General features: G+C 71.8%; 13 protein-coding genes. 7 read left to right on the top strand and 6 right to left on the bottom strand.

Annotated elements, in window-relative coordinates:
• Position 1 precedes the first annotated feature (1 nt).
• The 3 genes from ACIBG4_RS24505 to ACIBG4_RS24495 all read left to right on the top strand — a co-directional run bounded on the left by ACIBG4_RS24505 (position 2) and on the right by ACIBG4_RS24495 (position 3,216).
• Complete coding sequence (locus ACIBG4_RS24505) at positions 2-598, top strand: NUDIX hydrolase (protein WP_397203760.1); 597 nt, start codon at positions 2-4, stop codon at positions 596-598.
• A 251-nt stretch (positions 599-849) separates the two neighbouring features.
• A complete protein-coding gene (locus ACIBG4_RS24500) occupies positions 850-1,569 on the top strand; it encodes a lysophospholipid acyltransferase family protein (protein WP_397203759.1) in 720 nt (239 codons plus the stop codon).
• Positions 1,570-1,614: 45 nt separating this feature from the next.
• Positions 1,615-3,216, top strand: a complete 1,602-nt coding sequence (locus tag ACIBG4_RS24495; protein ID WP_397203758.1) for a penicillin-binding transpeptidase domain-containing protein — start codon at positions 1,615-1,617, stop codon at positions 3,214-3,216.
• Positions 3,217-3,225: 9 nt separating this feature from the next.
• On the opposite strand, the gene ACIBG4_RS24490 is transcribed toward ACIBG4_RS24495, so the two are convergent.
• The 3 genes from ACIBG4_RS24490 to ACIBG4_RS24480 form a co-directional block, all read right to left on the bottom strand.
• Entirely contained in the window at positions 3,226-4,089 is an 864-nt protein-coding gene (locus ACIBG4_RS24490; RefSeq protein WP_397203757.1) for an alpha/beta fold hydrolase, read from the bottom strand.
• A gap of 172 nt (positions 4,090-4,261) precedes the next feature.
• Entirely contained in the window at positions 4,262-4,909 is a 648-nt protein-coding gene (locus tag ACIBG4_RS24485) for a PadR family transcriptional regulator (protein ID WP_397203756.1), read from the bottom strand.
• Positions 4,910-5,137: 228 nt separating this feature from the next.
• Complete coding sequence (locus ACIBG4_RS24480) at positions 5,138-5,401, bottom strand: DUF3040 domain-containing protein (RefSeq protein WP_310709810.1); 264 nt, start codon at positions 5,399-5,401, stop codon at positions 5,138-5,140.
• 134 nt (positions 5,402-5,535) lie between these two features.
• On the opposite strand from ACIBG4_RS24480, the gene ACIBG4_RS24475 reads away from it, so the two are divergent.
• Together ACIBG4_RS24475 and ACIBG4_RS24470 are read left to right on the top strand one after the other, a co-directional pair.
• The gene (locus tag ACIBG4_RS24475) at positions 5,536-6,582 is read left to right on the top strand and encodes an Rv2578c family radical SAM protein (protein ID WP_397203755.1); all 1,047 of its coding nucleotides are present in this window, start codon (positions 5,536-5,538) and stop codon (positions 6,580-6,582) included.
• 520 nt (positions 6,583-7,102) lie between these two features.
• Complete coding sequence (locus tag ACIBG4_RS24470) at positions 7,103-8,602, top strand: glycosyltransferase family 4 protein (RefSeq protein WP_397203754.1); 1,500 nt, start codon at positions 7,103-7,105, stop codon at positions 8,600-8,602.
• A 162-nt stretch (positions 8,603-8,764) separates the two neighbouring features.
• Here ACIBG4_RS24470 and ACIBG4_RS24465 read toward each other — a convergent pair whose 3' ends face one another.
• Positions 8,765-9,151 (bottom strand): DoxX family protein, encoded by a 387-nt coding sequence (locus ACIBG4_RS24465; RefSeq protein ID WP_397203753.1) that lies wholly within the window; start codon positions 9,149-9,151, stop codon positions 8,765-8,767.
• Complete coding sequence (locus ACIBG4_RS24460) at positions 9,148-9,582, bottom strand: MarR family winged helix-turn-helix transcriptional regulator (RefSeq protein WP_397203752.1); 435 nt, start codon at positions 9,580-9,582, stop codon at positions 9,148-9,150. The genes ACIBG4_RS24465 and ACIBG4_RS24460 overlap by 4 nt, the downstream gene beginning before the upstream one ends.
• A gap of 67 nt (positions 9,583-9,649) precedes the next feature.
• On the opposite strand from ACIBG4_RS24460, the gene ACIBG4_RS24455 reads away from it, so the two are divergent.
• Together ACIBG4_RS24455 and ACIBG4_RS24450 are read left to right on the top strand one after the other, a co-directional pair.
• Positions 9,650-10,153: a MarR family winged helix-turn-helix transcriptional regulator gene (locus ACIBG4_RS24455; RefSeq protein WP_397203751.1), complete on the top strand. Its 504-nt coding sequence runs from the start codon at positions 9,650-9,652 to the stop codon at positions 10,151-10,153.
• 147 nt (positions 10,154-10,300) lie between these two features.
• Positions 10,301-11,044: an HNH endonuclease family protein gene (locus ACIBG4_RS24450; RefSeq protein WP_397203750.1), complete on the top strand. Its 744-nt coding sequence runs from the start codon at positions 10,301-10,303 to the stop codon at positions 11,042-11,044.
• Positions 11,045-11,077: 33 nt separating this feature from the next.
• Here the strand turns inward: ACIBG4_RS24450 and ACIBG4_RS24445 are convergent, their stop codons facing one another.
• The gene (locus tag ACIBG4_RS24445; RefSeq protein ID WP_397203749.1) at positions 11,078-11,926 is read right to left on the bottom strand and encodes an SGNH/GDSL hydrolase family protein; all 849 of its coding nucleotides are present in this window, start codon (positions 11,924-11,926) and stop codon (positions 11,078-11,080) included.
• Positions 11,927-12,129 lie beyond the last annotated feature (203 nt).

Raw genomic sequence — 12,129 nt, 5'->3', positions numbered from 1 at the left:
GGTGCTTCCCCCGATGGACGAGCTGCGCGAGCTGGTCGCCGCCCGCCTGGCCGCCTTCCCCCGCCGGGAGGCGCCGCCCGCCCCCGGCCTCCGCCGCGCCGCCGTCACCGTGTGCGTGCTGGAGGACGACGCCGGCGACCCGTACACGATCATGATCCGGCGCTCGCCGCACGGCCGCAACGCGGGCCAGTGGGCGCTGCCCGGCGGCCGGCTGGACGACGGCGAGCAGCCGGTCGAGGCGGCGCTTCGCGAGCTGGCCGAGGAGACCACGGTCAGCGGCGTGCGGGTGGCGGGGCTGCTGGACGACTACGTCACCGACTCCGGGTTCGTGATCACCCCGGTCGTGGCCTTCGGCGGCCGGCAGCGGCCCGTGGCGGACCCGCGCGAGGTGGCCTCGGTGCACGCCGTACCGCTGGAGCGGTTCCTCGCGCCGGGGGTGCCGCGCTGGAGCGCCGGGCTGCTGCAGATGCCGCTGGGCCCCTCGATCGTGGTCCACGCGCCGACCGGGGCGATTTTGTGGCAGTTCGCCGAGGTGGCGCTGCGTGGCCGTGAGCTGCGGGTCTTCGACGTCGCCCAGCCACACTGGACCAGGACCTGACCGAATCTTTGGGCCCGGTGGAATACGGGTCGCCGGATGTCCGTTAGAGTCGTGAGGCCGATGTGGTCTGTGTCCCCCGGGCCGCAAAATACCGCCTTCACGGAATACCGTTCGGCTGGAGCCGTGTTGTGCATCTCGCCGAGGAGGCGACCGCCACATCGGCCTCATCAGCTTTTCCAGGCGCCCCGGCTTCGGCCGGGGCGCCTGCCTTATGGTGGGACGGCCGACCGACGATCAGCCAGGAGAGCCCATTGCTGTACCAAGTGGTCAAGTTCGCCGCCACGCCGCTGGCCCATGTGATGTGCCGCCCGCACATCTCCGGCGCGGCGCACGTGCCCCGGACGGGCCCCGCGATCCTGGCCGCCAACCACCTGTCCGTCCTCGACTCGTTCCTGCTGCCGACCCTCCTGCCGCGGCCGGTGACGTTCGTCGCCAAGAACGAGTACTTCTCCGGCAACCCGGTCTCCGGCTGGTTCATGCGCCTGGGCGGCAGCCTCCCCATCGACCGTGACAGCGCGCACGCGGCGCAGGCCATGCTCGACGCCGCCACCGAGGTGCTGGAGCGCGGCGAGCTGTTCGGCATCCATCCCGAGGGCACCCGCTCCCCCGACGGCCGCCTCTACCGCGGCAAGATCGGCGTGGCCTGGCTGGCGCTGCGCACCGGCGCGCCGGTGCTCCCCGTCGCGCTCAGCGGCACGGAGAAGGTGCTGCCGGTCGGCGCCAAGGTGCCCCGCCCCGCCCGGATCGGCATCCGGATCGGCGAGCCCATGACGTTCGACGGCGACCACACCAAGGCCCGCGACCGGCGGCAGGTCACCGACGAGATCATGGCCGCCATCCAGAAGCTGTCCGGCCAGGAGTACGTGCCCGCCTACGCCGCCAGCGTCAAGTCCTCGGCCAACGGGTCCCACGAGGCGGGGACCGAATCCAAGATCGTCGCATCGGACCCGGCGGGCGGCGGGCCCGGCTAAGCTCGTGGACCCAGCAAGCGCTGCCGAGGACCAGGGGGCTGACCAGTGGCGCGTGGCCGTACCATCGCGATCGTTTCCGGCATCACCGTGCTGGTCGTGGGCGCCGCCGGGGGCGGCGCCTACTACCTGCTGCGCACCCAGGGCACCCCGGCGGAGACGGCACAGCGCTTCGCCGCCGCCTGGCAGGCGGGTGACACGGCGGCCATGCGGGCCCAGCTCGCCGCCCCGCAGCCGCTGACCGCCTACGACCAGATGCGCACCGCCCTGGCCGTCGAGTCCACGCAGGTGAGGCTGGGCAAGGTCACCGAGACCGACGACCGGGCCCGCGTCCCGTACACCGCGACGCTCAGGCTCAAGAACATCGGCGAGTGGACCTACGAGGGACGGCTCGACCTCAAGGTCGCCGACCGTGCCTGGAAGGTGGACTGGACGCCGGCCGCGCTGCACCCGTCCCTGACGTCCGGCGCGTCGTTCACGATCAAGACCAGCTGGCCGGACCGGGCGAAGATCACCGACGCCGACGGCGGGCGCATCGACGACGGCAAGGCCGGCGGCTCGGTGCAGCAGCTCGTCGGCTACCTCGACAAGGCCACCAAGAAGGACGTCGCCAAGCTCGGCAGCGCCTACAAGGTCGGCCAGGCCGTGGGCCGGGGCGGGCTCCAGGAGACGTTCCAGAAGAAGCTCGCGGGCACCCCCACGACCCAGATCCAGGTCGCCGGCAAGACCCTGCACACCATCGAGGGCACCGACGGCGAGCCGGTCAAGACCAGCCTCGACCCGCGCGCGCAGGCCGCCGCGGTCGCCGCGGTCAAGGACGTCAAGAAGCCCACCTCCATGGTCGCCGTGAAGGCGAGCACCGGCGAGATCCTGGCCGTGGTCAACAACGTGGGCGGCTTCAACCGCGCCCTGGACGGCCGCTACCCGCCGGGCTCCACCTTCAAGGCGGTCACGGCGATCGGGCTGCTCGCCGCGGGCGTCTCACCCGGCGACTCGGTCACCTGCCCCAAGTACGCGACCGTCGGCGGGCTGAAGATCCGCAACTCCGAGGAGGAGGAGTTCGGGTCGCTGTCGTTCCTCGACTCCTTCGCCCACTCGTGCAACACCACGTTCGCGCCGATGGCCGAGCGGCGGCTCGGCGCCGACAAGCTGCTGGAGACGGCGGAGTCGGTCGGCTTCAACCAGCCGCTCAACATCGGCGTGCCCGCCACCAAGGCCAGCGTGCCGCGCGCCCAGTCCGACGCCGAGCTCGCCGCCGAGGCGTTCGGGCAGGCCCGGATCACGGCCAGCCCCCTGTCGATGGCGTCGGTGGCCGCCGCCATCGACGACGGCACCTGGCGCCCGCCGACGCTCGTGCCCGGGCTCCCGCAGAAGGCCGAGGAGCACCCGCTGCCCGACGGGGTCAAGGAGTCCATGCACAAGCTGACCGCCGCCGTGGTCACCAAGGGCACCGCCAAGGGCGCGGGCCTGCCGGCCGGCACCCACGGCAAGACCGGCACCGCCGAGTACGGCACCGGCGAGAAGCTGGAGACGCACGCCTGGTTCATGGGGTTCAAGGACGACGTGGCGTTCGCGGTGGTGGTGGAGGGCGGCGGGACGGGCGGCAAGGTCGCCGCGCCGATCGCCGCCGCCTTCCTCCGCGGCCTCTGACCCTGGGGCTCAGGACAGGAAGCGGGCGATCTCGCGGGCGACGGCCTCCGGCTTCCCGCCCGCGGCGGCGTTGCCGGTGGCGTTGTGGTTCAGGCCGCGCAGGACGACCCGCCGGGCGTCGGGGAGCACGCCCTCCAGCGCGGTGAGGCTCTTCCTCAGGTAGGCCGGGCTCTTGGAGCCGCCCAGCAGCAGCACCTCGGCCCGCAGCTCGCGCAGCCGAGGCAGCAGGCCGGCCGTCTCGGCGACCACCCGCGCGTCGTGGTGGATCGTGGGGGCCAGCTCGCGGAAGCCGGGCTCCTCCCCCGTCCCGTTGCGCTCCTGCCGCTCGACGAACGTGGTGGTGAGCCGTTCCGTCAGGCGGCGGGGCATGAGCCGGAACACCGGCGACCCCATGCGGGTGCCCAGCATGCCGGTGACGAGCGCGGCGCTGGTCCGCCCCTCGGCGATCTCCCGGTCGAAGCGCGCCAGCCACCCCGTGTCGTTGGACCCGTCGAGGTCCAGCGGCGGCTCGAACGCGACGACGCGGCGCACGTCGGGCCGGGACAGCGCGGTGAGCAGGGCGATGATCGCGCCCGAGCTGACCCCGGCCACGTCGCGCGCCCCGGTGGCGTCGAGCAGCGCGCAGACGTCCTCGACGTCCTGGCGCACGCCGTGGCCGGGACGTCGCGGGCCGCCGGCGCCGCGTCCGCGGCGGTCGGGCACGTAGAGGGTGTGGGAGCCGGCCAGGGCGCGGGCCAGCTCGATGTTGCTCGGCCCGGTCTGCATGGCTCCGTGCAGCAGCACCAGCCCGGGCCCGTCACCGAGCCGGCGGTAGGCGACGGCGGTGCCGTCCGCGGAGGTCACGTGCTCGACGACGGTCTTCAGGTTGCGCATGGTCGTTCCCCATCCGTGGTGTGGGCGTGCAGGTCCACGCGGGGAGGCCCGGATATGCTTGCGAGTGCCATCTCGTGGCCGGGATCCGCCCGCGCGGGTTTCGGTTCGAGGTTCCGAGGGCTCCGGCGGCGGTGTTCCCGCACCTCCTCCGGGGCCCTCCTCCATGTCCGGGTCAGTCCGTGACGGCCCCCCTCTCGGCCAGGCCGGCGATGTCCTGGGGGATGTGGCCCGAGCTGTGGAAGGCCCGCCACTCCGCCAGCCGGGGGAACGTGCCCGCGGCCAGCTCCTCCAGCAGCGACCGGGTCCAGGCGGCCTCGGCCTCGCGCATCGCCAGGGCGTACTCCGACTCCAGGACGAACAGCCGCGGGAGGTCGCCCGCGTCGCGCTCCAGCGCCTCCCGCTGGGCGGCGACGAGCCGCTCCAGGGCGTCGAGCCGCCGGCGCAGCAGGGTGGTCACCTCCTCGGGCGCGAGCCCGCCCATGACCGACAACCCCGCCTCGAACCTGCGCGGCGCCTCCTCCGGGTCGGACAGCAACTCGCGCGTCCAGTCGGCCAGCTCGGCGCGGCCCTCGGCGGTGATCTCGTAGACGGTGCGTTCGGGCCGGCCGCCCTGCCGGTCGCTGCCCGCCTCCCGCAGCAGGCCGTGCCGGGCCAGGTTGTGCACGACGGTGTAGAGGGACCCCCACTTGATCGCCATGTCCTGGTCCTTGCCGCGGGCCCGCAGGACGGAGGCCATCTCGTAGGCGTGCATCGGGCGCTGTGCCACGACGGACAGCACGGCGAGGGCCAGCAGGCTCCCCACCTTCCGCCGCTTCGCCATCTCGCGCGCCTCCGCTCGGTAGCTCGTGTACGAACACTCGTCTACGAGTATACGTGCGCGAGCATCCCATGGCCAGGGCGAGTCCGAGGCGACGTCGACCACCGCAGGAGACCTACGGCGAGAGAGGGCGCCCGGCCCGCGAGCTGGAGCTCCGCGCTCGATCACCCAACAAAGGCTCAAAAATCCGCCCAAGACGGCTACACACGGGCCGAGATGGGGAAATGCGGATCAGAAGGACGTGGCGCTTCCGTGCTGGAGGACCATGACCAGCAGGGTCGCCACGAGCGTGGCGATGAGCACCCAGCTGATCAGGATGATCACCGTCGAGCGGCGCGGCCTCGGCCGGAGCCGGCCCTGGCCGGCGGCCTTGGCCTCGTTGCGTCGGACCCGCTCGTTGAACGACTCCAGTCGCGCCACGAGACGGGGATCGTCGTCGACGAGGTGCCGTTCGATCTGTGCCAGCAATCGCTCCTCGTCCTGCGACCAGGCCATGGGTGCACCTCCGGAACGCAAGCTCTGTGCGGGTGTTCTGCCCAACCCTGAAGATCATTAGCCCCCGCCCTGTCAGGTAATTGCCGCCTCTTTCCATTTGCGATCATCATCGAACTTCTGTTCCAATCAAGGACATGCGCTGGGACAATCTCCGCCTGACGGGTACCGATGCGGATGATCCGGTCGTGCCGCTGTTCGCCCGCGGCGCGGTGACGCGCACGTTCGACACCCCCGAGTTCCGGGGGATGACGTTCTACGAGATCCACGCCCGCTCGATCATCAACCGGGTGCCCGCCGCCAGCCGTGTCCCGTTCGAGTACACGATCAATCCCTACCGGGGGTGCGGCCACCGCTGCGTCTACTGCTTCGCCCGCAACACCCACCGCTACCTCGACCTCGACGCCGGGGCGGACTTCGACTCCAAGATCATTGTGAAGGTCAACGCCGCCGAGCTGGCCCGCAGGGAGCTGGCCGCCCCGGGCTGGCGCGGGCAGCACGTCGCCATGGGCACCAACGTCGACTGCTACCAGCGCGCCGAGGGCCGTTACCGGCTCATGCCGGGCATCCTGGAGGCGCTGCGCGACGCCGCCAACCCGTTCTCGATCCTCACCAAGGGCACGCTGATCCTGCGCGACCTCGACCTGCTCGCCGAGGCGGCCGAGGTCACCGACGTCAGCGCCAATGTCTCGGTCGGCTTCCTCGACGCCGATGCCTGGCGCTCCGCCGAGCCCGGCACCCCCGACCCGCGCCGGCGCCTGGAGGTGTGCGCGACGCTCAACGAGCGCGGCATCGACTGCGGGGTGCTGATGGCGCCGATCCTGCCCTACCTCACCGACTCCCCCGCCCAGCTCGACCGCACGGTCAAGGAGATCGCCGAGGCGGGCGCGACGCACATCGCGCCGATCGTGCTGCACCTGCGGCCAGGGGCGCGCGAGTGGTGGCTGACGTGGCTGTCCCGCGAGCACCCGCGCCTCGTGCCGCGCTACCTGGAGCTGTACGGCAGGGGCGCCTACGCGCCGCAGGCGTACCAGCGGCGGATCACGGAGCAGGTCAGGCGGCTGGCCGAGCACCACGGGGTCGGCGCGACCACCTCCGGGCGGACCCGCCGCGTCCGCCCGCCGCGCTCCGCGGCCACACCGCCCGCCAAGCCTCCGGCGGCCGAACAGCTGCCTCTGCTGTGACACTTTGCGGCGTTTGGGGCAGCCCTGACCGGACTCGCCCGGGATGCAATGTCGGGTTGGAGTGCTAAACGGGTATTAAGCGGCTTAGTGTGCCATTCGGGCACCATAGCCACTCGGGGGAAACGATGGCAGAAGCCAAGAAGAAACCGGCGACCAAGTCCGGCAAGTCCAAGAAGGAAGCGATCAAGACCAGCAGGCAGGTCAAGGACGCCAAGAAGGACAGCCGGAAGCCGGACGAGGCGTAGCCGGTGAGTTGACGGGCAGCCGCGGTCCTGGCCCGGCTGCCCGGCCCCCGCGCACTCTCCGTCCCGGACTGCTCACGGGCACATGGCGCGGGATCTCGGCTGCATCACCGGTGCAACCTTAATGGCATTTGAGGCGTCTAATGATCATAGGTGGGGATAGTGCCACGGGGATGAATGGTGCACTCCGCCGAAGCGAGACAATAGGCCGGTGGTGAGAGTGGCTCACCGCCGGCCACGTGTGTTGTGACACTCTCGAGCCAAGGGGGATCCCGCAGGTGCGCGCACTGGCACGCAAGAGCAGGTCGGCGATGGTCCGGCTGTACAAGGGCTACAACCGGCGCAAGGCGCGCAAGGCGCCGCCCCCTTCCCTTCATCAGGTACGGATCCTGCTGCTGCACGCCAACGGCATGGGCGGGACGATCAGAACCGTGTTCAACCTGGCCAGCTACCTGGCTCGGGAGCACGACGTGGAGATCGTCTCCATCCTGAAGGAGGCCGAGCAGCCGTTCTTCCCCATCGACCCGCGGGTGAAGTTCCGCTTCCTGGACGACCGGCTGGACCCCAGCCCGGATCCCATGCGGGCGATGCTGTCGAAGATGCCGAGCCGGCTGATCCCCAAGGAGGAGACCGCCTACCACCGGTTCAACCTGTGGACCGACCTCAAGCTGGCCCGCTACATCCGCTCGCTCGACACCGGCGTGCTCATGGCGACCCGGCCCGGCCTCAACCTGGCGATGGCCCAGCTCGCCCTGCCCAGCGTCATCACGGTCGGCCAGGAGCACGTGGCCCTGCGCACGCAGGTGGAGCCGATGCAGGAGCTCATCAAGTGGCGCTACCGCCGCTTCGACGCGCTCACCACGCTGACCAAGGCCGACCTGCGCGACTATCGCGCCACGCTGCCCAAGAAGCCCAAGCGCCTGGTGCGGATCCCCAACGCCGTGCCGCCCATGGAGGGCGGCCTGTCCAAGCTGGACGCCAAGGTCGTCGTGGCCGTCGGCCGGATGACCCGGCTCAAGGGCTTCCACCGGCTGATCACCGCCTGGGAGCAGGTCGCGCAGGCGCACCCCGACTGGCAGCTGCGCATCTTCGGCGCCGGTCCGCAGGAGGACAACCTGCGCACCCAGATCGCCGAGGCCGGCCTGGAGGGCAAGGTCGTGCTGCCCGGCCCGACGTCCGACGTGGGCGCGGAGCTGGAGAAGGCGTCGATCTTCGTGCTGAGCTCGCGCCACGAGGGCTTCCCGATGACGATCCTGGAGGCCATGGCCAAGGGGCTGGCGATCGTCAGCTTCAACAGCCCGCACGGGCCCAAGGAGATGATCACCGACGAGGTCGACGGGCTGCTCGTCAAGCCGCGGACCAACGCCAACCTCGCGACGGCGATCATGCGGGTGATCGAGGACGAGGACCTGCGCCGCCGGCTGGCCGCCGGTGCGCTGGAGACGGCCCGCACGTACGACATCGACGCCGTCGGCGCGCAGTGGGACGCCCTGCTGGAGGAGTTGCTGGCCCGCCGCAACGGCACCTGGGTCAAGCCGGAGCCCGCGGCCGCCGCCACCACGGAGACCCCGGACGGCCCCCACGACGAGCCCCACGGCTCCTCGCAGGACGACCCCCAGGACGAGGACGATCCGCAGGGCGTGGACGAGGCCGGCGACGATGACGACGACGAGGCCGCCCGCGAGGCCGGCGCCGGACGCGACCGGGCGGAGCCGGGCCGGATGGCGTACGACCTGCGCGGCCCGGCCGTGAACCAGGCCCCCGCCTCCTCCGCGTAAGCGCACCTCACGATCTCTCGCGGCCGGCCTCGCCGGCCGGACGGCACATCGCGGCCCGCAGGCATCCTGCGGGCCGCAGGCGTCTTGTGGGCCGCAGGCGTCCTGCGGCCGCACGGGTGGGACGCCGCCCGATCGGCCCGGGTCAGCTTCCGGCGATCGGCCTCACCGCCGGGCGATCCGCCGGTACACCTCCACCGTGCCGCGATGCCGCCCCCAGGCGACGAGGGCCGCCATGACGAGCACGTTCAGCGCCGGGACCACGCTTCCGCGCATCACGGCGAGCTCGGCGACGACGGCGCCGCACATCATCAGCACCAGGCCCCACGCCGCCGGACCCGCCAGCCGGGGGATCAGCACGGCGAGCGCCCCGGCGAGCTCCAGGACGACGACCAGGTACAGGAACCAGGCGCCGAACCCCAGCCTGGCGAACCCGGCCACGAACTCCTCGTTCCCGAGGAGCTTCTGCACGGCGCTGTTGACCAGCATCGCCGCCAGCAGGACCTGGATGATCCACAGAGCGATGTTCAGGAAGGTACGGGCGGTCGTCACGTGTCGGCCCTGCCCGGGAGGGCGGCGCGCTCCAGGTTGCCGGCCATGTGCTGGAGGACGCCGACGGTCTCGCGGTACTCCTCCTCGGTGAGGCCGGCGAGGAACGTGGCGCGGATGCCGTCCACCTTCCGCCGCACCGCGGCATGTCCGGCCCGGCCGTCCGCCGTGAGCGTGTGGCGGCCCGCGTCGTCCCGGGAGAGCCAGCCGCGGCGGGCGAGCTCGCCCGTGACGTCTTCCTGGGTGATCGCCCCGGGTACCCAGAAGGGCCGCAACGCCTCAGCCAGCTCCTCCGTGGTCCGCGGGGACCGGTGCAGCACGTTCATGACCTGCCAGTGCCTCCGGGTGAGCCGCTCCTCGGCGAAGACGCGCTCGGCGGCGGCCTCGATGAGCTGGTCGAGGTGCTTCAGCCAGAAACCGATGGGCCGTTCCATGAGCATATCCTTTCACATATAGATGCAATCTGACATGTAAGTGCTCGGGAGCATATACTTCGGGATCGTGGAACGCAACGGCGACGAGCACGTCGAGACGGTCGAACGGGCCATGGTGGCCATCCGCCGCAGCCAGACCCGGCGCAACCTGGCACGACTCGCCGCGGCTCGTCGGACGACCGGCTCCGGCGCCGACCAGGAGACGGCGGCGATCGCCGCACCAGGGGGCGGCGCCGAGATCCTGGACGTCATCGAGGAAGCCGAGGAAGGAGGCGACGCCGCGACCGTCAGCAGCGTGGCCGCCGCCCTGAACATCGACCAGCCACGCGCCAGCAAGCTCGTCGCCGCCGCCGTGACGGCCGGTCTGGTACGGCGCGAGGCGGACCAGGCCGACGGCCGCCGCGCCCTGCTCGTCCGCACCCCGGCCGGGCGGCGCGTGTCCGCGCGGATCCACGCCTTCCGGCAGGAGATGTACGCCGAGGCCATGCGCGACTGGCCGGCCGCCGACCGCGCCGAGTTCGCCCGGCTCCTGGCCGGTTTCGTGGAATCCCTGGGCACGATCACCCGCTGAGGCGTCGTCACGCGGGTGCGGGCCGCGCAAGTCACACCTTCCTGCCCGGCCCGATGTCCATGCCTTACCGTGTCAAAGTCGGCCATGCCGGGAATCTCTCTAGAGATCTGTGCCCAACACCCTGACACCCCCACTTCGGAGGCGTGATTGAGCACGAAGGACACGGTCGCGCTCATCGCGGGAGGCGTCCTCGTGGTCTCCCTGTTCGGGACCGCGAAGAGCACCCGGGCCACCGGCGTCAACAACGCCGACACGGTCAGCATGGGCACCAGCCCGCTCACCAACGCCGGCGGCACCCGCCCCGGCCTGGCCCCCATCACCTCCGGCACCGACCGGGCCGCCGCCCGCAAGCTCATCTCCCGCCTGCGCGTCAAGGGCCGCGGCCCCGCCACGGGGTACGCGCGCACCCGGTACGGCGACAACTGGGCCGACACCGCCTCCGGCGTCCCGTACGCGGGCAACGGGTGCCGGACCCGTGACGACCTGCTGACCCGCGACGGCCAGGACGTCCGCTACCGCAAGGGCTCGCGCTGCGAGGTGGTCGCCATGCGCCTGACCGACCCGTACACGGGCCGGTCCATCGAGTGGCGCAAGTCCCGCGCCGACGAGGTGCAGGTGGACCACGTGGTCCCGCTCGCCTACGCCTGGCGGATGGCCGCCACCCGCTGGCCGATGTCCAAGCGCCTGAACTTCGCCAACGACCCGCTCAACCTGCTGCCCGTGGACGGCGCCGCCAACGAGCAGAAGGACGCCTCCGGCCCGGCGGGCTGGCTGCCGCCGCGGCGCCGCATCCGCTGCGCGTACGTGACCCGGTTCGCCCAGGTCGCGCTCAAGTACGGCGTGCCGGTCACCCCGGCCGACAAGCAGGCCATGCTCGCCCAGTGCCGCTGACGGCCGCAGGCCCCCGGCGGGCCGTCCAGGCTCCTACCGGCCGTCCAGCCATGCGAAGCCGTGGCCGAACGTCGTCTCGGCCAGCGCCCGCTGCCCGGCGACGTTCGGGTGGAAGAAGTCCCACTTGCTGATGTGGTCGAGCGTGAACCGGAACCGGAACACCGCCCCCTCGTCCGTCCGGCAGGCGTCCCCCAGCGCGGCGCACGCCTCGGCCGCCTGCTGGTTGTAGGCGATCACCCGGTCCCGCACCCGTTCGCGCCGCTGGACGTCGGCCCGCTTGACCGACGAGGGGCGGGCCAGCATCGACTGGCAGATCCGCCCGCCCGTCCAGAAGGTGCGGGCGAGCACGTTGCTCCTGCCGACGTGCCACAGCCGCCGCAGGTCCGGGATGCTGGCCACGAACACCCGCACGCCGGGCACCCCGTCACGCAGCGCCGCCAGTGCCGCGTCCAGCCGCTGCCGGTACACCTCCACCGGCGTCATCTCCCGCTCGGTGCCCACGCAGGCGTCCTGGGCGCCGATGAGGATCGTCACGTAGCCGGGTTTGAGGTCGATCGCCTGGCGTACCTGGCTCATCAGGCCGGCGCTGGTCGCGCCGGGCACGGCGAGGTTGCGGTTGTGCCCGCGAAGGTCGTCGTCGAGCCGCAGCAGCCGCAGGTAGTGGCTGGCGACGTCGGCGTTGTCGCCGGCCGACCAGGAGCGGGAGGTGCACGAGACGTACCAGCCGCAGGCGTTGAACCCCGCGGAGATCGAGTCGCCGAGAGCCACCATCGACGTCGGCACCGGGACGCCGGTGTCGGCCCGCGCGGTGACTTGCGCGGCGGCCTGCACGGTACCGGAGCCGGACAGGAGGACCAGGGCGGCGAGCAGGCGAGGGATCATGGCCCTCAAGGTAGGGATCTGATCGTGGACCGGCCATGACCGGCGGGGAAGGGCGGCCATTTCACCACCGACTGCATATCGCGGCTTGACAGTCGCCCCGGAGCCCGGCGGGCTCAGGGGTCCAGCCGGCTAGGACCCCATATTGGCGAATGTCGAGGTTTTTCTCGGATCCATGACCGTTACCACCCATTCCAGGGGGTCAC

Source organism: Nonomuraea sp. NPDC050383 (genome assembly GCF_044459125.1).
Lineage (GTDB): Bacteria > Actinomycetota > Actinomycetes > Streptosporangiales > Streptosporangiaceae > Nonomuraea.
This window is presented reverse-complemented; position numbering and strand designations above follow the sequence as displayed.

What these genes read in the sequence shown, in the direction of transcription:
- ACIBG4_RS24485 (WP_397203756.1), bottom strand. Translation starts at nt 4,909, where the DNA reads ATGGCGAAGCGGCGGAAGGTGGGGAGCCTGCTGGCCCTCGCCGTGCTG.
- ACIBG4_RS24445 (WP_397203749.1), bottom strand. Translation starts at nt 11,926, where the DNA reads ATGATCCCTCGCCTGCTCGCCGCCCTGGTCCTCCTGTCCGGCTCCGGT.
- ACIBG4_RS24480 (WP_310709810.1), bottom strand. Translation starts at nt 5,401, where the DNA reads ATGGCCTGGTCGCAGGACGAGGAGCGATTGCTGGCACAGATCGAACGG.
- ACIBG4_RS24460 (WP_397203752.1), bottom strand. Translation starts at nt 9,582, where the DNA reads ATGGAACGGCCCATCGGTTTCTGGCTGAAGCACCTCGACCAGCTCATC.
- ACIBG4_RS24490 (WP_397203757.1), bottom strand. Translation starts at nt 4,089, where the DNA reads ATGCGCAACCTGAAGACCGTCGTCGAGCACGTGACCTCCGCGGACGGC.
- ACIBG4_RS24475 (WP_397203755.1), top strand. Translation starts at nt 5,536, where the DNA reads ATGCGCTGGGACAATCTCCGCCTGACGGGTACCGATGCGGATGATCCG.